The 22,579-nt window shown below is 49.8% G+C and carries 18 protein-coding genes; 3 read left to right on the top strand and 15 right to left on the bottom strand.

Going from position 1 to position 22,579, the window contains the following annotated elements:
* Positions 1–2 precede the first annotated feature (2 nt).
* The 12 genes from NT073_RS14895 to NT073_RS14840 form a co-directional block, all read right to left on the bottom strand.
* On the bottom strand, positions 3–830 hold the full coding sequence (locus NT073_RS14895) for a DUF5672 family protein (RefSeq protein WP_297374944.1): 828 nt from the start codon (positions 828–830) through the stop codon (positions 3–5).
* Positions 827–1,861 carry a glycosyltransferase family 9 protein gene (locus tag NT073_RS14890; RefSeq protein ID WP_297374942.1) on the bottom strand — a complete coding sequence of 345 codons (1,035 nt, stop codon included), beginning with the start codon at positions 1,859–1,861 and terminating at the stop codon, positions 827–829. The genes NT073_RS14895 and NT073_RS14890 overlap by 4 nt, the downstream gene beginning before the upstream one ends.
* A gap of 2 nt (positions 1,862–1,863) precedes the next feature.
* Positions 1,864–2,934 carry a glycosyl transferase gene (locus NT073_RS14885; protein ID WP_297374940.1) on the bottom strand — a complete coding sequence of 357 codons (1,071 nt, stop codon included), beginning with the start codon at positions 2,932–2,934 and terminating at the stop codon, positions 1,864–1,866.
* Between the two features lie 40 nt (positions 2,935–2,974).
* Positions 2,975–4,195, bottom strand: a complete 1,221-nt coding sequence (locus NT073_RS14880; protein WP_297374938.1) for a glycosyltransferase family 4 protein — start codon at positions 4,193–4,195, stop codon at positions 2,975–2,977.
* Between the two features lie 26 nt (positions 4,196–4,221).
* The gene (locus tag NT073_RS14875) at positions 4,222–4,875 is read right to left on the bottom strand and encodes an acetyltransferase (RefSeq protein ID WP_297374936.1); all 654 of its coding nucleotides are present in this window, start codon (positions 4,873–4,875) and stop codon (positions 4,222–4,224) included.
* A gap of 69 nt (positions 4,876–4,944) precedes the next feature.
* Complete coding sequence (locus tag NT073_RS14870) at positions 4,945–5,643, bottom strand: WbqC family protein (RefSeq protein WP_297374934.1); 699 nt, start codon at positions 5,641–5,643, stop codon at positions 4,945–4,947.
* 83 nt (positions 5,644–5,726) lie between these two features.
* Positions 5,727–7,811: a glycosyltransferase family 39 protein gene (locus NT073_RS14865; protein WP_297374931.1), complete on the bottom strand. Its 2,085-nt coding sequence runs from the start codon at positions 7,809–7,811 to the stop codon at positions 5,727–5,729.
* A gap of 95 nt (positions 7,812–7,906) precedes the next feature.
* Entirely contained in the window at positions 7,907–9,016 is a 1,110-nt protein-coding gene (locus tag NT073_RS14860; protein WP_297374927.1) for a DegT/DnrJ/EryC1/StrS family aminotransferase, read from the bottom strand.
* 83 nt (positions 9,017–9,099) lie between these two features.
* Positions 9,100–10,359 (bottom strand): ABC transporter ATP-binding protein, encoded by a 1,260-nt coding sequence (locus NT073_RS14855; protein ID WP_297374924.1) that lies wholly within the window; start codon positions 10,357–10,359, stop codon positions 9,100–9,102.
* Between the two features lie 77 nt (positions 10,360–10,436).
* On the bottom strand, positions 10,437–11,276 hold the full coding sequence (locus NT073_RS14850; protein WP_297374921.1) for an ABC transporter permease: 840 nt from the start codon (positions 11,274–11,276) through the stop codon (positions 10,437–10,439).
* A gap of 31 nt (positions 11,277–11,307) precedes the next feature.
* The gene (locus NT073_RS14845) at positions 11,308–12,429 is read right to left on the bottom strand and encodes a hypothetical protein (RefSeq protein WP_297374919.1); all 1,122 of its coding nucleotides are present in this window, start codon (positions 12,427–12,429) and stop codon (positions 11,308–11,310) included.
* Positions 12,430–12,446: 17 nt separating this feature from the next.
* The gene (locus NT073_RS14840) at positions 12,447–14,807 is read right to left on the bottom strand and encodes an SLBB domain-containing protein (RefSeq protein ID WP_366107334.1); all 2,361 of its coding nucleotides are present in this window, start codon (positions 14,805–14,807) and stop codon (positions 12,447–12,449) included.
* A 480-nt stretch (positions 14,808–15,287) separates the two neighbouring features.
* On the opposite strand from NT073_RS14840, the gene NT073_RS14835 reads away from it, so the two are divergent.
* The 3 genes from NT073_RS14835 to NT073_RS14825 all read left to right on the top strand — a co-directional run bounded on the left by NT073_RS14835 (position 15,288) and on the right by NT073_RS14825 (position 19,165).
* Positions 15,288–17,186: a DNA topoisomerase IV subunit B gene (locus tag NT073_RS14835; RefSeq protein ID WP_297374916.1), complete on the top strand. Its 1,899-nt coding sequence runs from the start codon at positions 15,288–15,290 to the stop codon at positions 17,184–17,186.
* A gap of 101 nt (positions 17,187–17,287) precedes the next feature.
* Positions 17,288–18,361, top strand: a complete 1,074-nt coding sequence (gene pheA / locus NT073_RS14830; protein ID WP_297374913.1) for a prephenate dehydratase — start codon at positions 17,288–17,290, stop codon at positions 18,359–18,361.
* Positions 18,362–18,472: 111 nt separating this feature from the next.
* Positions 18,473–19,165 carry a sulfite oxidase-like oxidoreductase gene (locus NT073_RS14825; RefSeq protein WP_297374910.1) on the top strand — a complete coding sequence of 231 codons (693 nt, stop codon included), beginning with the start codon at positions 18,473–18,475 and terminating at the stop codon, positions 19,163–19,165.
* A 102-nt stretch (positions 19,166–19,267) separates the two neighbouring features.
* On the opposite strand, the gene NT073_RS14820 is transcribed toward NT073_RS14825, so the two are convergent.
* From NT073_RS14820 to NT073_RS14810, 3 genes are all read right to left on the bottom strand, one after another.
* Complete coding sequence (locus NT073_RS14820) at positions 19,268–19,825, bottom strand: SIS domain-containing protein (protein ID WP_297374907.1); 558 nt, start codon at positions 19,823–19,825, stop codon at positions 19,268–19,270.
* 42 nt (positions 19,826–19,867) lie between these two features.
* Positions 19,868–20,812, bottom strand: coding sequence for an ROK family protein (locus NT073_RS14815; RefSeq protein ID WP_297374904.1), 945 nt, complete (start codon positions 20,810–20,812; stop codon positions 19,868–19,870).
* Between the two features lie 91 nt (positions 20,813–20,903).
* On the bottom strand, positions 20,904–22,526 hold the full coding sequence (locus NT073_RS14810) for a hypothetical protein (protein WP_297374902.1): 1,623 nt from the start codon (positions 22,524–22,526) through the stop codon (positions 20,904–20,906).
* Positions 22,527–22,579: the final 53 nt, after the last annotated feature.

Here is a 22,579-nt window from a genome sequence, read left to right as displayed (position 1 = left end):
AATCAGATTTGGTAGCCATACCGGGCGAAAACAGTGCGCCAGTAATCAGTACCGTGTATATTCCAGGCGTGGCAACCGAAGGGTAGCTTGCCCTGATTATAATGCTCAATCGCCCATTCAGGGAAAAATTCAATCGAAAAGTGGAGCGCTTTCCGATAAGGCGGAATGCGTAAATGGGGCCAGTACCGATTGACTTCAATACCCCAGAAAACATCTTCGTGGTATTGATGCATCGTTTTGCGCTCGTACTCCTCAATTTTATGCTTGAACCGTTTTAAGCAACGCAACATCGCCGATACGCGCCGGAGGGTAAGGCCGCCGTTGCCTACGCCGTTGAGGTTAATGATTTCGCGCGGGGTAATGCCGTCCGGTTTTTTCATGTTCAACCAGGTAGCCAGGCGTTGTCGAATTGTAAAGTCAAGTTTGTCGAACAAGCCTGTAAAGTCGCGGTCACGGAGCCAGGGCGCGCCAATGTAATCGTAGTTCTGCTGACACCAGTAAGCCAGATCATCCTGAAAAACAAACGCGTCCAACTGGTGAATCAATAGGTATTCCTGATCGGCAAAAGCACTATAGAACTCTTCCGACAGCATGAGCCGGTTGTAGCCTTGTACATCCGTGAAGTACCGCTCGTCGAACGTACGTGCATTAATACCGGGACCTATTTCCTGATAAGCCGTAATATCTAGGGTGTGGGGTGTGGCGAGCCATATGGGATAATTGCCCAGCACCCGCACACATTGCGTTAAGGCAATGCGCTCATAATCGGTAAGTTGAGCCTTGTAGGCCGGTATAACTATATTGACACTAACAGACCTGGACTGCATCATACTCGTTTGGGTTGACCTACTTGTTGCTGAACGGCCTGTTGTACCCACTCGTAAGGTAATTCAGCGCATGGATGACCAAAGTTGTTTAGAATAGTCACACCTTCTCCGCGTTTATAACGACCTGAGTAGGGCAGATAATCGACAAAATCATACAGTTTGCCCAAAAGCAGAATGCCTTTTGCCCCCGTTGCATTGGCCATATGGGCGGGCCCGCTGTCAATACCAATAAACAATTGCGCCTGTCGGATAACTTCGGCCGTTTCAAGTAAATTTAGCTGACCGCACAAGTTAATAAACCGTGAGTTAGTGGTACGGATAGTTGGCGTAAGTCCCACTTCGATAATTGGATAAGGATACGTTGCCAGCAGCCAGTCTACCAGCTTATTCCAGTTCGTAGCGGGCCAGTCTCGGGCAATATGGCTCGACTGACAATGTATAACAATGGGCCGATCTGGAAGTTGCCGGGCTAGTACAGATTCTTTAATGGTTTCCGGAATGTACATCCGGGGCTCGTCGGTCATGGGTGGTAGCCCGGCCGCCTGCGAGAACATGTACAGTAAATCGCCCTGGTGATAGTAATTATCGAAGGTAAGGCCAATCTGATCGGCCGTTGGGTTCACGGGGTCTTCGGGGCAGTATTTGCACTTACGGTGCGAAATATGCAGGTTGTAGACCTTATCGTAGATGCCGGAGCGGAGCAGTTGTACCCGTTCTCCGGGGCATTTTTCGGTCAGGAATCCATCCAGATTGGGGTTGTACCTAACCAGATCAGCGAAGGCTTCCTTTACGACCCAGAGGATATAGGCATCAGGATGACGCTGGCGTACTTCCCGCGAAACCGGCTCGCAGGCAATAATATCACCCATCTGTTCCGACAGGATAATGGCGATTAGCTGCCGATTCCCTAGTCTACTTTTCAGTAACCGGAGTTGAAGGTACTTAACGGCAAACGACCAGAATTTCCCGATAATATGGGTGATTTTATGAAAGCGGTAAATCCAGACTTCCCGAAAACGAGGCCCTTCTGTCATAACTAACGAGATTCTAGGAGCGTGATAAGGCGGTTGAAAGGAGTCTTCAACAACCTGCGTACCCGTTGATAACGAAAAATTTTAGGCGGCTTGATATACACACAGGGATACTGGCGGTACAGTTCGTTCTGGTTAGCCAGCAGTCGGCTGCGGTACAAATCGAACAAAGGCCTTACATCGGGTCGCTGCTGTTCGGGCCGATCGGCAAAGCGGACTGGTTTACCACTGGCCTGGTTGGCTTGCTTGGGAAAGCTATAGCGTGTCTGGTACTTGGAAATCTCCTCGGGTTTGTCGGGATTATAACCGCTGAAATGAAAAAACTGCAACGGTTCGGTTTGATAGAGATGCTGCGACGTCCGTTCGCCACTAACCATCCAGCTTCCGGCTTCGTTTTGGCTGATAAATCGTTCATGCAGGTTCCAGTAGGCCATATTGTAGCCTAAGTGATGGTCAACCAGGACGTTGTTGAAGTAAACGGGAGCGAAGTTGGCCCAGTGCTGATCGACAAAAAGGCCTTCGCAGAGGTCAATCCGGCACTCATACACCAGTCTATCTTTCCACCAGTTGACGAACTGACGGGCGGTGGCATCGTTACGCAGCCCAATAAAACCTAGGTTGAATATGCCCGTGTTCAGGTGATGCTGTTCGTTCGGGCGCTCCCAGTCGGTGGTTGGCGAACAGGTGTGGGGCGTCAATACCAGACTGTGTGTAGCCAAGGCTTCATTTAACTCCTGAAGCGGTTGAAAAACGATGATATCGGGATCAAAATAGATAACCTCGCTGGCATTGGGGTACGTTTGATACAGGTAGTCGATATAAAACGGCTTTACGGCGGTGTTTAACTCCGTAATATCATACCGATCGCACATGGCCGCAAAATCAGGAATGCCGATTTTGTCTACCTCCAGCATGGGGTATTCCGGAACCAGCTCTGCGGGTAAGTTAGCAACACTCAATTTATCAACTAACCCAATTATGTACTGGTAATCGGGGTTGGTCTGTCGTAATGAGTCGCCCAAGGTACGGGCCTGAGCTAAATAATTTATGGAACAAATCGTGAATGCAAGAGTCATACAGGGGGCACGGCAAACGACCACTAAGGGGTAGAAGGGGCTATTGTCGAGTCAGTTTCTCAAACAAAGTTACAAGAGTTTCGACGCTTTGCTGAGCCGGATGGCGGTCAAGTATTTTTTGAGCAAGTTGCTGCCCCATCCTTTTTCGTAAATCCGGCTCCTGGAGCAGGTCGATGACACGGTTGCTCATGGCGTCGAGGTCGAGGTAAGGCACAACAAAACCACCGTCTGTTTCCACCAGTTCGGGCGAGCCACCGGCATCGTCAAAACAGACCACCGGCACTTCGCTTAACCCCGCTTCAAACACCACCAGCGGATAAGGATCTTCGCGGGAGCAGAGTACGAAAACGTCGAACCGACTCAGATAACGCAGTACGTCCGGCGTAGGCGGAATCAGGTGAACGTAATCACCAAGCCCTGCTTTACGAATATCGACCAGCAGATCGTCCCGCAGATTTCCCGATGGCACGCCAACCCAGACAAAATGGACAGGTTGGTCGATTGACGCTTTTTGGGCTGTTGTGTCGTTCCGCACGCGCCCAATTACCTGTCGGGCCAGTGTGATAAAGAGGTCGTTGCCTTTTCGCCATTCGGCATTGCCGCACCCGCCCACAATCAGGGCGTTATCCGGCAAACCCAGCGACAAATAGGGACTTGGCTGCTTGCGGGCCTGTTGAACCGTTCGAGACAGGGTAGGGGTATCGATAAGTGTATAGAGCGTAATTCGGGCTGGATCGAAGCCGTGCTGCTGTTCGTAATACCGGGCAGTCGCGTTCGATACCGCCAGCAGCTGTGTTGTTCTGTTAAGCAAGAAAGCCAGCTCGTCGGGTTGGGTGTATATCCGAACCGACATGTCGAGTTCATGCACGAAGGTAACGACGGGCGTGCGGGCGGGTATCATCAGTTGGCTAAACCACCGACTACTGGTAACCGTATTGACGAGCACCAGATCGAACGAATCGAGGTTAATCTCCGCCTGTATAGCCTGTTGCCGACTCACCCGTTGCCGCTTTTGAAATCGCTCCCATAGTCCTGTTTTAAACAGCACTTTATCGGCGAGTGCTCCGACTACGTACGGGCTGGGGGCAGGCCAGATGGTTACCGGGCAAATTGCCCGGTAGTCGTCGAGCAGCGGACCGCCTTCTCCCAGCAGTAAATGCATGGAAAGGCCTTCCTGCTTCAACAACCGCATCAGGTTGAGCAGCACAATTTGTGCGCCGGCACGGTTGGCATCGTGGCCTATTAACAGCAGCTTTTTCAATAGTATAGACTAGCAGGCTTTACGCTTTAATACGCTTCGTAACTGGGCTTGGGAAGTTTTTTGGCCGGGTTGCCGAGGTATAAACCCCACTCATCGGTGTCTTTATAAATAGCAGAGGCCATGCCAACAAGGGTTCCGGTAGCGATGTGGAGGAAGTCGCGAATGGTACTATTCACGCCAAAAAAGCAGTAAGGCTCAATCACGCAGTGGCCCGACATAACTACGTGCGAGGTAAAGAATACATGGTCTTTTATTTGCCCGTGGTGCCCGATATGGTTGCCGCTCCATAGAACCACATTGTTGCCAATGGTCGTAAATGGCTGGATGGTGTTGTCTTCCAGAATAAAGCAGTTCTCCCCGATCTGGTTGCCAAACAAGGTGGCTTTTGAACTGATATAGGAAATGAACTCATACCCTTTGGCTTTGGCTTCGAGGTAGATACGCTCCCGGTTACGATTCATGTTCCGGCCGGTCATAGGCGCAAAAAACTTGTACTCCTGCGGAGAGAACAGCGTTTCTACGTCTTCGAATGCGACTAGTGGTAAACCCTGAAATTCAGTGCCTGTTATGTATTCACGACTTACGGTGAAAGCCGCTACGTCGTGTTCCGAATCGTGGGTGAGGTAGAAATGGGCCAGCTCTGCCGTGTCCATAACCCCGAAGATGATCACTTTTGCCATAGTTTGATAAGGTGGGAGGAGCAGAAAGTTAGACCGGATATGTATTCGGACAACTTCTTGCTTCGACTACTAAACTAATTCATATTCCCCCAGCAACTTCCGGAGGTTTGGTATGTCGTTAAACATAAGTGCGTCCAGGACGGATAACCAGGGGACAAAATCATTTTTAAACTGTGGATAATCAGCCCGTTTGGCTTTTATAAACTTGAGATCGATACCTGCCTGGGCAAAAGCTGGGGTAGTGTACAACTCCATGCCCCCAATGGGATTGATGTAACGGGATACGTTTTCCTGCCGACAGATGTCCAGAATCCGTTCTTGTGCTTTTAATTCACTATTGCCGTAGATGGTCGAAGAGGCAACCAGTCGCGTCGATAAACCAAGGTACGTATTTAATTCGACGAGGCTAAAATAGATCAGATCGGCGATGGAATCAGTCGTAAAATTGATGATTTTTTCCGTTAGGGGCATAACCGTTTGATAACAGGGCGCTTTCCGATAGCCCTGCTCAATGGTCTTCAGCAATTTACTGCGCCATTTTGGGTCATCGGCCAGATGAACTTCGTTGATTCGTTTGTTCTGGCTGGCATCTTTTAACGGAATGGTAAATAAATACTCCTGACCATTAATCAGCAATCTGTTTCGATTAATCCACCCCCGGTTGATAAACGCGACATCATCATACAAAACAAAGGTATCCACTGCTCCCATCAACTGCATGTAGCCAATGTAAGGCAGGAAATAAGGTTGCATTATGGCAAGGGTCATCTTTTCAGGAGTTAGGTGTCAGGAGTGAGGTGTCAGGAGTGAGGAGTTGCTGACGCTGGTAGTATTCGCGCGTCAGCAACTCCTCACTCCTCGCTCTTCACTCCTTTTTTCAGTTTCCGTAGATAATAATCTTCTCCCGGTACGATCATTCTGGCGCGCAGGGTGGTATCGGTACCCAGACGTATATCGCCGGGTTGGGGTGAAATAACGCTTTTGTCGAAAAACAGGTAATCGGCCTCTTTCGGAATTGGTTTAAGTCCCTGCTCAAACGGATTGATGGCTATCAACCGACGGGATAATTTGGGTCCGTAGAGTGGATACTCATAGTCATCGTTGATGGTTGCCAGCGCGACGGTTGCACTTTCGGGCACCAACTCGTCGAAGCGTTTGTAGGGAGTGTAAGTGTCAGGGCGCCCAATAGTTATCTGCCGGATTCTGTCAGACGTGAATGCCGACGGGAAGGAAATGCCATCGGGGCCCGTCCAGGCGAATGGTAGTGCACGGGTGTTCAGGAAGACGCACATGAGTGCCGACAGGCAGCCCATTACCGTAACGAGGGCTACATAGCCTTTCCAGATTGGTCGGTTGGGTACATCGACGGTTGTGCGTGGGTGGAGAAACAGCAGCGCCAGAAAGGTAACGCCAAACAACCCTGTTTCTATAAAATAACGTCCTTTAAAGGGGTCATACGGGGCCGAATAGGATAGAGCTGCAAAATGGAGCAACAGGGCAATCCCTACATAAATGTGCGGGGTTGAGCGAATGAAGCCCACCAATACCAGCACCAATAGTGGCAAGATCAACCCAAACCCGAAAATGCCCCAATAGGGATTGGCGTTATAAAACACAAACTTACGATCGAAGGCAAACGCCTGAATGGAAAAGTCGGTCTCTTCGTCCAGCCGCATATGTAATTTATCTTCCAGCAATACCATTGGCTTGCGCATAGCATGGTTCAGGTCGGCGCCAGCTTTTACGTTTCGGATGCCGTCCAGATTCACATGGTCGTAGACGTACCGAACCACATTGCGGCTCCCCTGTTCAAGTAAGTTGGGGAGAGAACCTGCCCGCTCCACTGATTGGTGTTTAAGGGCTGTTGGAGGACCAATTGGGTGACCAAATACTTCAATGTTTTTAAGGTAACCGGTCGGTAGTGTCCACAGGCAAACCCCAACCCCGATTGCCAGTCCCAGACGCCATACCCGCCCGAACGTTATGGCCCACGAACGCGACAGGAAAACCGTATATATCATGATGACGAATACAGAAGGCAACAGTAAGGCAAAGGTAATTTTGTGCCCAAATGCAATCCCAAACGCCATACCCGCCAGATACAGATACCGGCTATCGGCCGTTTGGATACCGATCGTGCGGTACGTGAACAGCATGTATAGCAGTACGCTCAGGTAGGCAGTTAGAACAATGTCGGTTTCGGTGGTAATCGCCTGCATCAGAAAATCGGGAAGCAGGGCATACGCCAACGCACAGAAAAAACTAGCCGATAGCCGGTTCTGACCAATGCGCTGTACAATGCCGAAAACGGCAACAATGGCTGTCCAGTAACTCAAGTGATGAATAAATTTGAAGCCATTCTCAAAATGGCCGGTCATCAGAAACGAATAAATCTGAAGGGTACAAACACTCTTCGGATACGTATCTATGTTCCAGTTCGTCCCGCCAAAATGCCGCATGGTACCCCGCTGTATGTATTGCATCACGCGGTTGAGGTGGCCGGTCATACTATCCCATTCATTAGGAACGGTAAAGAACACCAGCAGGAGGTTGGTAACCGCAATGATGCCTAAGGTGCTGAATAACAGTATGAATAAAAAACGGGGGTAGGCAGACAACTCTGCGAACCAGTTCTTACCCGTTTGAAGACGTTCCTGAACAAGTTTTCTGACCGAAAAACCGGCATTCTGGCCAGATAGGCGACTTAGTAGTTTTCCGAGTAAGGTTGCCGTAATAAATACCGAACCCGCCCAAACTGGTGCGTTGGCCGTCAGATACAGGGCGGATAGCACGAAGCCTGTCAAAATAACGCTACCGGCACCTAGCAAAAATGTTGTCAGCCACCATTCTGTCAGGGAGCGTCGGCAAATCTGCGAGGAAAGCCGTCCGACATAAATGACAAACAGAATAAGAGGAATAATGTATAAGCTACTCATAGAAGGATAGTTCTCGGACAGATGCACCTAAAAAAAAGGCCTCATAAACCGACTTGATCGATGTAAGTCAGTCTACTGGCCAGTTTGGGGCTCTGTTATACGCTTTCGGGTACGATACCGACGGCCAGATTGACAGTCGCAACAATGCGGTCAACATCTGCTTCGGCCAGGTCAGGGTAGAGGGGCAGGCAAAGCACCCGTAAGGATACATCTTCCGAAACCGGACAGGGTTGCGCAGTTGTCGTACCCGGCCTAAAGGTAAAAGGTAAGGTGTTGAGCGAAGGATAGAAATACCGGCGCGGCATAACATCCTCTGCCTTAAGGGCATCAGTTACCCGTAACAGCGTCTCTTCAGAATCAAAAATTACCGGATAATAGGCGTAGTTATAATCGACACCGGGCGTCAGGGTGGGTCGGGTTATTTTACTGAAGTCCAGCTGACTGTCGTAATACCCGAATCGTTCTTTACGGGCAGCAATCAACTCGGGTACTTTTGGCAGCACGCACAAACCCATGGCGGCATGTAACTCCGAGTTTTTGGCGTTGATGCCAACACCGTAGTAGTTATCATTCTGATGCCCGAACGACCGCATGTAGTGCAGCTTCTGGGCCATATCGGCATCGTTGGTTACGATACAACCTCCTTCAACAGTATGGAATACCTTGGTAGCGTGGAAGCTACAGGTGCTCAGGTCGCCGTAACTCAAGATAGACTTGCCGTTATAACTTGCCCCGAATGTATGAGCTGCGTCGTAAATAACTTTTAAATTATACTTATCGGCGATGGCCTGAATCTGTTCGATCTTACACGCATTGCCATACACATGCGTGGCCATAATTGCCTGCGTATCGGCCGTAATCAACGGTTCGATTTTCTCCGGATCGATATTATAATCATCCGGGCTGATGTCGGCGAATACAGGTGTGCAGCCTTCCCAGAGCAGCGCGTTCGTCGTAGCCACGTAGGAAAAAGGCGTTGTGATGACTTCTTTCTTTATGTCCAGTGCTTTGAGAGCCATCTGAAGCACAATAGTGCCGTTGGTGCAGAATTTCAGGTATTTTACATCCAGAAACTCTTTCAGCTCATCTTCCAGCCTGCGCAGAAGTGGCCCATCGTTCGTCAAATGAACACGCTCCCAGATACCTTTCAAGTAGGCAGTATACTCGTCGAGTTCTGGCAGATAAGATTTCGTGACATTAATCATTAAGCAACTAAAAGATAAGAGTCAACAATAAATAGGTAGTGAATGCCGATAGTACTAACTGTAACGGCAAAACTGCCTGCAAGTTATTGTTCACTGGTGACTGGTTCCAGCATTATTGTATGAAAGGGTATTTGCGGGCGAACGTAACCCGGCCACTTTCCATACCAGGCAATTCCCTCCCGATAATCTTCCACATCAAAGGTAATGCCTTCTTCCATTACGAATAGGGGGGTAACTGTATCCTTAACAATCATCATGGAGATTGTGTACGATCCGTCGTTCAGGAAAAATCCCGGAATGGTACACTCTCCGGCAATCAATCCTTTGCCAAAGGGTTTTGATTGTGTACCAATGTTAAAGATACACTCACCGGTCATCGAATTCAGATGCAGACTCAGGTTGAGGTTCGCATGATCCATCAGGTTCCAAAACTCAAACCTGAATTTCATCGACGTTCTGACATCGATATGGGTCAGATCGTCAAGGTATTCTGGAACGAGTTCAATCCGGCGCACGCGAACGAGGTCATTGCCGGGAGCCTCTTCGGGCGTTTCCCACTGGCGCAGGAGCCTTGTTTTCGACACCTTGCTCAGATATGACGCAATAACCTGGTTGGTCTCACCCTGTTCGATAAGCTGCCCTTTTTCGAAGTAAAGGGTCTTGTTACACAGCGCCTGAACGGCCGTAAGGTTATGGCTAACGAAAATGATGGTTCGGCCGCTGGCCGAGTTATCCCGCATTTTACCGAGGCTTTTTTTCTGAAACTCGGCATCACCTACCGCCAGCACCTCATCAACAATCATGATTTCGGGGTCGAGGTGTGCCGAGATAGCAAATCCCAATCGAACGTACATGCCTGATGAATAGCGTTTGACGGGCGTATCGAGGAATTTTTCGACACCCGCAAACGCCACGATTTCATCGAACTGCTTCCTGATTTCGCTGCGCGTCATACCCAGTAATGAACCGTTCAGGTAAATGTTTTCCCGGCCGGTCAGTTCAGGGTGGAACCCCGTTCCTACTTCGAGCAGGCTGGCTACCCGGCCTTTGATGCGGACAGTGCCGGTGGTGGGTTCGATAATCTTGCTCAGAATTTTGAGCATGGTTGATTTTCCGGCCCCGTTATGACCAACAATACCCACGCGGTCGCCCTGTTCGATCGAAAAGTTTACATCGCGAAGTGCCCAGAACTCTTCGTGCGTGACCACATCCTTTTCTTTTTTATTTCCAAAAAGAGACCGGACGTTTTCCGAAATCACATCACGCAGCGTATTGGCACCTTTGCCCTTTTTGTGGTCAATGATGTATTGCTTGCTTATATTTTCGACAGTAATAACAGACATATTGATTTACGATTTACGATCTACAGTTTACGGCCGCCTGGGCCATCCACGCGTCATAAATAATAAATTGTAATTCTTTAAATATCATCCACAAATGTGTTCTCGCGTTTCCGGTAGAAGTAAAGTGACAAGGCCAAACAAACGCCCACAATGCTAATGGATATAAGCAGACTTTGCGGGTTAAAGTATGCCTTTTCACCCAGTAACGACCAGCGGAACCCGTCAATTATACCAACCATAGGATTCATCCAGTAAAAAGGCGTCCACCATTCGTCTTGTTTATCCGCTACTAGCCGACTGCTGTAGGCTATTGGGCAAATATAAAAACCTACCTGTACTATAAACGGAATAAGCTGGCCTATGTCACGAAAACGTACATTAACAGCCGCAAAAAATAATCCGAATGCAAAAGAAGCCAGTAAAGCCAGTACAATAAATGCTGGCAGCATGAGCAAATGCCAGTCGGGAATAAACCGGTACCACATGGCAAGGACAATGAACAACCCCAGCGATACGAGAAAGTCAATAAAACTAACCGCCACCGAACTAATGGGCATGATCAGGCGTGGAAAATAAACTTTCGTGACCAGGTTTGAATTCATGGTCACGCTATTGCTGATCTGCGTAAAAGCCGTTGCGAAAAATGTCCAGACGGTTATTCCGCCCAGTACCATAAGCGGGTAAGGAACCCCAGGGTCGGCGGGTAGTTTGGCTATTTTACTGAACACAAATACCATGATGAGCATGGTCGTCAATGGACGTATCAGCCCCCAGGCTGTACCCAGAGCTGTCTGCTTATACCGCACGGAAACATCCCGCATGGATAAAATATACATCAACTCGCGGTTACGCCACAGGTCGCGCCAATAGTGCCGTTCTGACCGGCCAGGCTGGATGATAACTTCGTGCGTTTTCAATGTATTAGGGCAATAAAAAAAGATGTCATTACTAAGCTTCCCGCATTACGGAGCGGTACGTTTCTCGCAGAAAAATAACCAGGATAGACAGCACCAGGCCAACGATTATGCCAATCTGTAGGCCAGCCGTTGCAATCGTGTCTATGTGGAGTGGATAATAAACGGGTTTAATGATGGTAAACAACGGCGTTTCCCGAATCAGGGATAAGCGCATGTTGTCGGCCTGCTGGAGTGCCTGATAATACAGGGTAGTGAGAAAGCCGGAATTTCGTGTCAGCTTATTTTCCGTCATACGGCCCTGTGCAACAACCACCTGCTGGTTTTGGTCCATGTACTGGGCCAGCTTATTTTCTGTACCCGTCAAACGTGACTGAAGGGAGTCCACTCTGTCTATGAGCAGGTCATACATTTCGCGGGTTTTTTTCGTCTGCTTTTTCTGGTAATCCTGCTCAATAGTCTTAAGGTGATTGGTCAGAAAGGTGGCCGCCAACTGCTCATTTTCCATAAAACAGCTAAGCTCCATAAACGACGATTTCCGTTCCGGTTGCTTAACGGCCATTTCACCTTCAATTCGGGCGTAAATGTCCGACATTACCAGTTGCTCCGTCTTGGTGTATTCATTAGGTAATTTGGCCCTCTTGAAATAAAAGGCCCGCAATGAATCGTTGTCTTCCCATTCCTGGTCGCGAATACCACTATGGCGAATGTAGTAATTGACAAGCAGGGTGTCTTTCCCGTTGATAGTATCGGTCTGCATCAACGTCTTTTCGACAACGGGTCTTGATTTGGCATAAATCAGGAAGTTGTCGCCAACAAATATGTTGGCATCGGGAGCACCTGAGCTTAGGCCAAACGCGCCCGCTAACTGGCCCAATTCACCACCGAATCCACCTCCCGACGAACTGCCGCCCAGGTTAAACATGATGGTGCCGGTATAGGTAACCTTTGTCTTATGAAATAAGTCATAAATGAACCCAATAGCGCCACCCAGACATACCAGAAGCAGAAGTACCTTCCAGTTGCGCATGAATACATGCTTCAACTGAAAAACGCTTAACACCACCGATTTGGGGGAAATCTGATCAGGTGGTAACGGCCGAGCCGCTGCCAGATGGTTCGGATTGTTTGTATCAGATAAGTTTGTAGAAGCCATATACTGAAAATTCCTTTTTAGTTGCTAACCCGGGTGAGTAAAATCAGGGTTGTAACAAGTGTTAATAACGAGCCGGCAATACCAACCGTCGAACTCAGAATCTGCTGTGCCGTGAGTGGCGAAGTCGCCCGTTTGGGGATTACAATCTCAGAGCCTGGCTCAACACGCGGATACACATTGAAGAACATGAATTTCCGGGTCCGATCGACCGAGCCGTTGGCATAGATAATAAATGCCCGGCGACGCTGTGATTTCGACGTAAAGCCACCCGTTTGTGAAATGTAGTCCTGAAACGTTTCACCTTCCCGGAATTTTACTGTATTCGGCAATTGTACTTCCCCCTGAATCCGCACTGTTTCGAGCAATTTCGGAATACGTAATGTATCGCCTTCCTGTAGCAGAATGTCTTCCGATGAGCCGGGTTTTGCCAGAATCTTCTTCAAATTAATACCAATCGCTTCGGCAACGTTCGGCGTAACGACTTCCGTTTCCACAATCGTTTTGGTTGTATTGTCAGCAACTTCTTCAATTGCCTTTTGCTTTCGTTTTAGCTCGTCAGCGCTCAGTTTAACCGGGCGGACCAGCGTTGCTCCTTCTACATAAGCCTGAGACGTTAAACCACCTGCCTGGGTTACAAGATCCGATACTTTCTGGTCTTTAGACCGAATTGGATAGGAGCCCGGCATAATGACTTCACCGGCCACATACGCATACGTTTGAATGGCATAGTTGGGCGACCGACGAACGATGATCTGATCAAAGGGTTGCAGAATAAAATTCTTGTTTGCATCCGCTCCGATCGATAAGTCACGGTCAACGTTGAACCGGAAGGTTTCAGCAATCTGCGCTGTTGGAGAGCGAGGATCGGCGTCTTTCTTGCGACGAACCACTTCAACCATAGACGCAGCCGCCGATTCTTTTAAACCGCCTGTACGCAGCAGTACATCGTTCAGGGTCATATTGGCAATATAAGGAATATCCGTTTCGGGCGCGTTGACCTCCCCCTGCACAGAAATGGTTGCCTGCTCCACCTGATCAAATCGGGATGGCACGATAACCTGGTCTTCGCGTTGCAGCGGTACGTCAGGCTCGTTACCCGCCAGGATATTAGCCAGATTAACGGAGAGGTTTTCGATAGCCAGATCTTCCCGAGTGCGAACGATTGTAATACGGCCGGTAAAGGCATCGCCCTTCAGCCCCTCCGCGTTGGTAATCAGCTCTTTCAGCGTTCGGTTCTTATCGAGCGAGTACTGGCCGGGGCGAAACACAGCCCCTTCAATCGTGATCTGGTTTTCGAAACGCTCAAGCAAACGAGAAACCGTGACCAGATCACCATCCTGAATCTCAAAGGTTTTAAACTCGGGCGTTGTAACGTCAATTACCTTTACTTCACGGTCGGTCAGCCGGGTAACTTTGAGCCTGTTTTTGTACGCCTGAGCCGCAAAACCACCTGCATAGAACAGAAGCCGGTCGAGGGTTTCACCTGGTAACATCTCAAAAATGTTGGCACGTTTTACGGTTCCGGTAATCTCCACTTTCTCAAGGAAGGTTGTAAATCGGATATTGTCGTTATCCTGCAGGCGGAGGTCGTTGCGCTGAATACCACTTAGCAGGTAATCATACAAGTCGAGGGTGGCCGCCACTTTATTATTCCGGATGAGCTGTACCCGGCGATAAGAGCCAATGTCATTTGGACCACCAGCCTGGTAAATGGCATTCATAACCGTTGCCAATGAAGAAAGCGTGTACGTTCCCGGCCGGACAGCATCGCCTGTTACCGTTACACGTATACTCCGTATCGTTCCGCCCAGCGATACTTCGAGGAATGTATTCTGGGGACCGTAGGCAGAGCTGCGCAAACCCGCAAATCGCTTAGTGAGCCGCCCGATGATCCGCGCTTTGGCCTGCTCGATCGTGAGGCCGGCTACGGAAACCGGACCAACACCGGTCGACTGTCCGAAATAGACATTACCTTCCGATGAAACGGTTTGTGAAAAGTCAATTTCCGAATACCCGTACATCTGAATGTTAAGCTGATCGCCGGGGCCTACAACGTAGTTTCGGGGGGTAGCTATGTTTAGATTGGGTTCGAAGGTGCGCTCCATAGCCGGATCGTTGAAGAGCGAGTAACCAAACGTTCTCTGGCGCTTTTCCTGCTGTTCACGACGTTGTGCGCGCTCGGCTCCTTCCCGGATAATTTCTTCATCGGAGACGGGGCCGGGATCAGTCGTATCGGCCGGGGTGACCTGCTGATTGGCCGCATTGACACCCTGTTTTCTGTCTTTAAGTGTTTGTGAGGTAGGCGACGTACGACCCGTAGTCGTAGTCCGGGGCTGGCTGGTTTTGCCGTTGACCTGCTGCCTGACGTTAGCTGGCAAATTAGCGGGGTTAACTCCTTTCGGTATAGCGTTTGCGGGTATTCCGGTAGTGCCGCCCGGAAGCCCTGTTGAACCTGAGGATGAGGGAACTGCAATTTGACCCTGTGCTGTAGAGCCCGCTATCAGTAGTGTAAAAATGATTAGAAAAGCCTTAATTTGGCCTTGAACTGATGCCGCAGAAAAATGAAAAAAAAATTTCGACGAGAGGTGGAAAAGTCTTAGATTTTGCATATTTTTAAGAAGTCGAACAGCGCGGCACCGAAGAAGACGAAGCCTGTATCTAACGAACAAAGTGAATCTTGTGGTACATAGTGCAGTTCAGTCGACAAAGTAAGCGAACTTTTGTTGGATTATAAATAGTTTCATATCGAGCGGCAAATTTTCGCGTTTCCAAAACACAGGGTATAATTTTTCCAATGTTTCGTTAAAATGGCTATTCAATTACATAGTCGGTTTTAGCCTATTAGTAAAAAATCTCTTATGGCAGAATTGCTAAATCAAGCTGTTCAATACAACGAAGATAGTATCCGTTCACTGGATTGGCGAGAGCACATCCGTTTGCGGCCCGGTATGTATATCGGTAAACTTGGCGATGGGTCAGCCGCCGATGATGGCATCTATGTATTAATCAAAGAAACCATCGACAACTGTATCGATGAGCACGTCATGGGCTTTGGTAAAGTCATCGAAGTACGCGTAACGGATCATCGCGTTGAGGTACGGGATTTTGGCCGGGGTATTCCACTTGGTAAGGTTGTTGAAGTTGTTTCTAAAATAAACACCGGAGGTAAATACGATTCCGGGGCTTTCCAGAAATCGGTAGGCCTCAACGGAGTCGGTACAAAAGCCGTCAATGCACTGTCTAGTTATTTCCGGGTTCAGTCGTTCCGGGAGGGTAAAACGGTTTGGGCCGAATTTGACCGGGGCGAACTGAAACAGCGGGGCGAAGACGTCACGACTGAGCGGAACGGTACCCTCATCTGCTTTGAACCGGATGATACGGTATTTAAGCATTTTCATTTCATCCCCCAGTTTCTGGAGAACATGATTTGGAACTACTGCTACCTGAATGCTGGCCTGACCATCTCGTTCAACAAGCAGAAATACTTGTCGCAAAATGGACTGCTCGACTTGCTTCGTGATAAAACGAAGAAGGATGAGGATTCGCTGCGGTATCCAATTATTCACCTGAAAGGAAATGACCTCGAAATAGCCCTGACTCACGGGAATCAGTACGGCGAAGAGTATTATTCGTTCGTAAACGGGCAGTATACCACCCAGGGAGGTACGCATCTCAACGCGCTTAAAGAAGCGGTTGTGGAAACGGTTCGACGCCATTTCGATAAAAACTATGAGGTGTCAGATATTCGTTCGTCAATCATTGCGGCCGTTAGTATTCGGGTGCAGGAACCCGTTTTTGAATCACAGACGAAAACTAAGCTTGGTTCGCAGAATATGTCGCCCGAGCCGAATGCACAATCTGTAAGTTCTTTCGTAAAGGATTTTGTAAAAGAGCGCCTGGACGATTTCCTGCACATGAACCCCGCTGTTCGGGAAGCCCTCAAGAAGCGGATCGAACAATCGGAACGGGAACGGAAGGAACTGGCGGGTATCAAGAAACTAGCCAATGATCGTGCCAAAAAAGCGAGCCTTCACAACAAAAAATTGCGCGACTGCCGCAATCACCTGCCCGATCTGAAAGCCGATGACCGCTACCAGTCGACCCTGTTTATCACCGAGGGGGATTCTGCCAGTGGTTCTATTACCAAATCCCGCAATGTGCAGTCGCAGGCCGTTTTCAGTTTGCGTGGTAAACCGCTTAACTGTTTTGGACTCACAAAAAAGGTGGTGTACGAGAATGAAGAATTTAACTTGCTGCAACATGCGCTGGATATAGAGGAGGGCCTGGAGGGATTGCGCTACAACCGAATCGTTATTGCAACCGATGCCGACGTTGATGGCATGCACATCCGACTCTTGATGCTGACGTTCTTCCTTCAGTTTTTCCCCGATCTGGTGCGTAATGGGCATTTGTATATTCTCGAAACTCCGTTGTTCCGGGTTCGCAATCCAAAGAACCATAAAGAAACAACCTATTGCTATTCGGAAGACGAGAAACAGAAGGCGATTGATAAACTGACGAAAGCCGCCAAAAAAGTTGAGATAACCCGTTTTAAGGGGCTTGGCGAGATTTCTCCCGATGAGTTTGGCTTGTTTATCGGCGAAAACATGCGTCTGGAACCGGTCATCATGGAGAAGGAAACATCTGTTCCCAAGCTCCTTAGTTATTACATGGGCAAAAATACGCCCGACCGGCAGCGTTTCATTATCGACAATCTGCGTGTCGAAAAAGATGTTGACGAAGTAGCTCTGGTGTAGAAAAGTCTGTAAGTAAGTAAGTCAATAAGTCGGTAAGTGCTAAGTTTGTATGTTGGCTTCGTGCTTACCAACTTATTGACTTTTGCCTTACCGACTTTTTTATGACTTTAGAGTCTCTCCGTAATGACATTGATGCGCTCGATGATCAACTCCTGACGTTACTGAATCAACGAATGGAACTTGTGCGCCGGGTTGGCGACCTCAAACGAACAACCAATACGGTCATTTACCGGCCGGAGCGTGAGAAACAAATCCTGGACCGGCTTCATGGACAAAACGATGGTTTGCTGAACCGTTCGGCCATTGAAGCGATCTTTCTTGAAATCTTCGCCGTATCCCGTAACCTTGAGTTACCTGAACGAGTGGCTTACTTAGGCCCCGAAGGTAGCTTTACCCACCAGGCTGCCGAAAGCCGATTCGGGGCGATGAGTGCCTATATGGCCCTGCCAACAATCCGGTCAGTATTTGAAAGTGTTGAAACAGGGCGGGTTCGGTTTGGCGTTGTGCCCATCGAAAACAACCAGGAGGGCGTCGTGGAAGAAGCCATCGATCTGCTACTGGAGAAAGACCTGCGAATAGCCGCCGAAGTGCAGATTCCCGTGCATTTTACCTTTGCCACAAAAGCCGAGAATTTAGCCGATATCACCCACATCTATTCAAAAGACATCGCCTTCCGGCAGTGCAGCCGGTTCCTGAACGATTATTTCGATGAGTTGAAAGCCGAGATGGTGCCGGTCGAGTCGACATCGAAGGCGGCTAAAATGGCCGCTCAACAACCCAATACCGCAGCTATCTGCTCGCATATTGCCGCTAAGCTGTTCGATGTGCCGGTACTATTCGATAATATTGAAGATAGTGACCTGAACCGAACCCGGTTTTTAATTCTGGCTAAGGATTTTGTGAATCAGCCCAGCGGGCATGATAAAACCACGTTAATTGCCCGCTTGCCGAATACTCAGTCGCCGGGGGTACTGGCTGAGTTTCTACAGGAGTTCAATACCCGGAACATCAACCTGACAAAGATTGAAAGTCGGCCTTTACGGGATGGGGCTACATTCCGCTACTGGTTCCTGCTGGAGTGTGAAGGTCACGCCAGCGATCCTGATTTGCACGAGATATTGAATCACCACGCGGCCGAAGTTAAACTACTTGGCAGTTACGTGCGTGTAAGCTAAAATAGGGCGCTGGTTTGCTACCATAACGCCATTTTTCGTTTGTGTAAAACTACAAAATAGAAATTACAGTTTACAAAGGAAAAGTCGCTACACACTTCCAGTTCGCATACGATGGACGCAAACGAAAAGACCGATAAAATCATTGAGGCCCGCCTGAAACTCAAACGTCGGTTTGAGGAAAAAATGGCCCAGACGCCCTCCATGACGGACGAGAAGCCACGGGGCTCCGGGCCGATAAACCGACATGGTATGCCAGCCGTACCGGTTGGCCAGACGGTTACAACAAAATGGCCGGTGCTGGATTTAGGCTATCAGCCCGCCATCCCGCTCGACAAGTGGCAACTCAATATTGATGGTGAAGTAAATAACCCTGTTCGTCTGAAGTGGGAAGATCTGATGGAACTGCCGCAGGTAGAGGACACCAGCGATTTTCATTGTGTAACGACCTGGTCGCGGTTAGACGTCCCCTGGGTAGGTGTCCGGTTTATGGACCTGGCAGCCCTGGTTGACCCCAAAGGCACAGCTACGCACGTTATGTGTTACGGCTATGATGGCTACTCTACCAACGTCTCGCTGGAAGAAGCCCTAAAGCCCGATGTCTTGCTCGTGCACACCGCCGATGGCCAGCCCTTAACTCGTGAACACGGTGGCCCGCTGCGGATGATCACCCCGCAGCTATACGCCTGGAAAGGCTCAAAATGGATCAAACGGATCGAATTCCTGACTAAAAATCAATTGGGCTTCTGGGAAGAACGCGGTTACTCCAACACCGCTTACCCCTGGAGAAATGATCGGTATTCTTGAGCCGTAGTAATAGGAGTGAGGAGTTGCTAACGCATGCAAAAAACAGACGCGTCAGCAACTCCTCACTTCTCGCTCCTAACCCCCATCTCCTGTTACAAACACCTAACTCTCAATAAATCCATAACACAGCATGTGGCAAATGGTCATCTGGGCATCTTCGACCCGGCCGTAATGCTCATCCTGAATAACAATCGACTCGTGGGCAATGTCGGCAATTTTACCACGCTTGCCGCCAACGAGTGCCATAGTAGTAAGTCCGTTCTCGTTTGCCCATTCTACGGCTTTGACAACGTTGGGTGAGTTACCACTCACGCTTAAGGTAAGCACCAGATCGCCGGGACGGGCGTAGTTTTGAAGTTGCCGCAGGTAAATATCCTCGTAGGCATAGTCGTTGCCAAGGGCCGTGATCCAGGATACATTTTCGTTGAGCGACAGACACCGAAACCGCTTGCCCATGCGGTCCGACGCACTTTTGCCGAGGTCGGTAATAAAGTGCGATACGTTGGAGGCACTACCCCCATTGCCGAAGGCGAAAAACTGCCGGTCTTCCTCCCAGCATTTCTTGATAAGGTTAATCAAATGCTCTACCCGGTCAATGGGAATAGCATCATACGCGGCTTTCTGCCGGTCGAGGTAGTTCTTGAAATAGGTCTGGTTCATGGGTAAAGGAATGATGAGTGATGATAGCTCTGTGTAAATTCATCAGTCATCCGTATTTATGGTAAGCATTAACGCGCCAATTGGTACAGCGTCTTCACCGAGTTTGGCGAGAAGTACAACAGGAGCTGGATGAAAGGTCTTCATGACAAAACGGGGGAGTGTTTGCCGTACGGCTGCCCGCAGAGGTTCGCCAATGAGCGACAGGCCGCCCCCCAGCACAATAGCGTCTGGATGAAACAAGTGAACAACATGCGATAACGCCAGTGCCAGCACCGAACCAATCTGTTCGATCAGCATTTTGGCAACCGGATCGCTGGCTTCGTAGGCCTGATGTAGAAACCGGGCTTCTTTACCAACAGCACCGGTAGCATGGGCTTCCTGCACGGCCATCTTGAGGGCCGAATCGTCCGGTAACTGCGGCAAAAGGTCGCGTATCTGCTGGTCAACGGCCCAGCCCGAGATGGTCTGCTCAACCGTTTGCCCCGGTGTTGAATCGCCGGGCGGGACAAGCCACAAATGACCAATTTCTGCTTCTCCGGGTAGCGCGCCGTGATACAGGTTTTGGTCGACGACCATGCCCCCGCCAACACCGCTGCCAAGGGTAATGTAAAACACCCGGTTAAAACCCGTTGCAACGCCTTTGCAGGCTTCGCCGAGGGCGGCCACGTTGGCGTCGTTCTCAATTTGAACCGTAGCGCCCGGCGCCTGATCCCGAAGCCATCCGGCGAGGTCGACTCCCGACCAGCCACCAATCTGATGTGATGTAGCTATGCGACCCGTTGTCCAGTCGACGGGGCCACCGAAGCCAACACCAATGGCGGTAGGTGGTTCGGGAAGTTGTCGGATGGTGGTGGAAATTTGGGTCAGAATACCTTCAGCGCCCTGTGCGGGGTCAACGATGTAGCGGAATCGCTGGCTAATCTGACCGGTAGCATCGCCTGTGATCAGTTGCAGCTTTGTTCCGCCAATTTCAATACCAAGAGTCATGTATGGGGTTATTTTGACAAAGACGTACTCGTTGAGCAGCGTGAGAGTAACGCGGGTGCATTGAAAATCTACTGTTCAGCGCCTGGTTATTTCACCGGTTCATGGTGGCCCGGCCCAGGTAAATTTCGTCGCCTTTCAGGGTAATAGTCGTGTAAAATTTAAAGCCGTTCTGCACATACCGCATCATGACCCGGCTCGTCTGATTTGGTTGGGCGTAGGCTTTGGTAGCCGCAATCAGAACCTGATTGCCGTTCACGATGGCACGAACAACGGGCAAATCACGCACTTTGAGTTGGTTGGCATTGTATTTATACCACGTCTGCCCACCGTCGTAGGAGCATTCCGTCGATTCATTGAGGTAGGTTTCCCGTCCATTGAACAAATCGCTGTGATGCTTGAATAGCCGCCAGAGTCCGTGAACGTAATGCTCATAGCAGGCATAATTCCGATCATTGCCCAGCCCTTTCTGACTCGGATCGGCGGGCGGGGGCGAATCGGGTACCAGGTCCTGATGATCATCCCAGAATAATACGCCGTAGGCTCCGGTGAACCAGTAAAAGATGCCCATGCCCTCGGCCACGACGGGGGGAGCCGCGTGTTCCGCTTTACTGCTATTCGGAAGTTCGCTCTGGGTATTGAACAGCCATTGCCAGGCTATCCGCTTCTTTGGCGACAACTTCATGTTGACTTCCTGTTCGCCCAGTAAAGACGCTAGCCAATGGCGGCTGTTGTCTCCGTTGTGCCGGATTGAGTAGTCAAAGTCAGGATAGGCGTAATACGTACCGGGCATCTGAAAATCAGCATAGTCACCGAACGATTTGCCCACCAGGTCGTTCGGCATACCCCGCTGGCGGCTGGTAGCCGTGTGCTGAGCGGTCATTGCCCAGAGCCAGTCGGGGGTGGCTTTATAATCTTCAGCTTTTGAATAACCAACGCTGTTGTGTAAAACCGGCGCAATAGACCCAACCTGCGTTTTCGGACTAACGTTTTCCTTGATCGTCTTGATCATGTAAGCATACAGGTTAGCCTGTTCCTGCCGATTGGTCATGTTGGCACCATCGTTCTCAATATCCAGGAAAATGAACCCGTACGTGCTTTTCATGCCGCCGGGCGGGCAGTCGCCGAAACCAAAACATCCTCCGCTCAACTCCGCACAGGCCTGATACAGGGTATTGCGATTGATGGGGCGAGCCGCTCCAGCAGCATTGCCGCTGGAGGGTGCGCGGTAGATCGTCTCACCAGCCTTTTCGCTATTTTGTGCCCAGGACAGACCAAAGGCATCTCTAAAATAGCCCTGATACAGAATAACCGACCGCTGGCTCGGTTGAAGCGCAGATTTCCAGCCATTCGCCGGAAAACCGTCTTTCCAGATCTCAACATTGGAGACCATACGGCTTTGATCTACCGCCGAGAACCCCCGCCGGAAAATCTTCGTGCGGTCTTTCTGAACGTGCAGGTTGCGCCCAGCTCCGCAGAAAGTAATGGTTTTCGTCGCTGGCAGCGTGAAGTCACCGACAACATCGAGGCTATAATACCCTTTTCGAGATCTCGGCGTTGGCGTGAACCGGGAGCGGGGCGTGGGCACCAACGATGTCTGCGCCGGTAAAGGTCCCTGCAACTGCACCGCTGCAACCGACGGAGCGTCGGTCGATTGCCAGTACCAGTATCCAGTACCCGCCAAACTGACCAGCAGGCCCAATGCAACTAATTTCATAACCGACTTCAACAAGGTGTGAGTTTAAGAACGCAACGAAAAACCGAACCCAG

Origin of the sequence: Spirosoma sp. (assembly GCF_026391055.1) — a bacterium.
In the GTDB taxonomy this organism is placed as follows: Bacteria; Bacteroidota; Bacteroidia; order Cytophagales; family Spirosomataceae; genus Spirosoma.
The sequence above is the reverse complement of the archived record's forward strand: the minus strand, read 5'-3'. Positions and strand labels throughout refer to the sequence as shown.

What these genes read in the sequence shown, in the direction of transcription:
- NT073_RS14810 (WP_297374902.1), bottom strand. Translation starts at nt 22,526, where the DNA reads ATGAAATTAGTTGCATTGGGCCTGCTGGTCAGTTTGGCGGGTACTGGA.
- NT073_RS14835 (WP_297374916.1), top strand. Translation starts at nt 15,288, where the DNA reads ATGGCAGAATTGCTAAATCAAGCTGTTCAATACAACGAAGATAGTATC.
- NT073_RS14885 (WP_297374940.1), bottom strand. Translation starts at nt 2,934, where the DNA reads ATGACTCTTGCATTCACGATTTGTTCCATAAATTATTTAGCTCAGGCC.
- NT073_RS14815 (WP_297374904.1), bottom strand. Translation starts at nt 20,812, where the DNA reads ATGACTCTTGGTATTGAAATTGGCGGAACAAAGCTGCAACTGATCACA.
- NT073_RS14825 (WP_297374910.1), top strand. Translation starts at nt 18,473, where the DNA reads ATGGACGCAAACGAAAAGACCGATAAAATCATTGAGGCCCGCCTGAAA.
- pheA (WP_297374913.1), top strand. Translation starts at nt 17,288, where the DNA reads ATGACTTTAGAGTCTCTCCGTAATGACATTGATGCGCTCGATGATCAA.
- NT073_RS14895 (WP_297374944.1), bottom strand. Translation starts at nt 830, where the DNA reads ATGATGCAGTCCAGGTCTGTTAGTGTCAATATAGTTATACCGGCCTAC.
- NT073_RS14845 (WP_297374919.1), bottom strand. Translation starts at nt 12,429, where the DNA reads ATGGCTTCTACAAACTTATCTGATACAAACAATCCGAACCATCTGGCA.
- NT073_RS14855 (WP_297374924.1), bottom strand. Translation starts at nt 10,359, where the DNA reads ATGTCTGTTATTACTGTCGAAAATATAAGCAAGCAATACATCATTGAC.
- NT073_RS14860 (WP_297374927.1), bottom strand. Translation starts at nt 9,016, where the DNA reads ATGATTAATGTCACGAAATCTTATCTGCCAGAACTCGACGAGTATACT.
- NT073_RS14820 (WP_297374907.1), bottom strand. Translation starts at nt 19,825, where the DNA reads ATGAACCAGACCTATTTCAAGAACTACCTCGACCGGCAGAAAGCCGCG.
- NT073_RS14870 (WP_297374934.1), bottom strand. Translation starts at nt 5,643, where the DNA reads ATGACCCTTGCCATAATGCAACCTTATTTCCTGCCTTACATTGGCTAC.
- NT073_RS14890 (WP_297374942.1), bottom strand. Translation starts at nt 1,861, where the DNA reads ATGACAGAAGGGCCTCGTTTTCGGGAAGTCTGGATTTACCGCTTTCAT.
- NT073_RS14865 (WP_297374931.1), bottom strand. Translation starts at nt 7,811, where the DNA reads ATGAGTAGCTTATACATTATTCCTCTTATTCTGTTTGTCATTTATGTC.
- NT073_RS14875 (WP_297374936.1), bottom strand. Translation starts at nt 4,875, where the DNA reads ATGGCAAAAGTGATCATCTTCGGGGTTATGGACACGGCAGAGCTGGCC.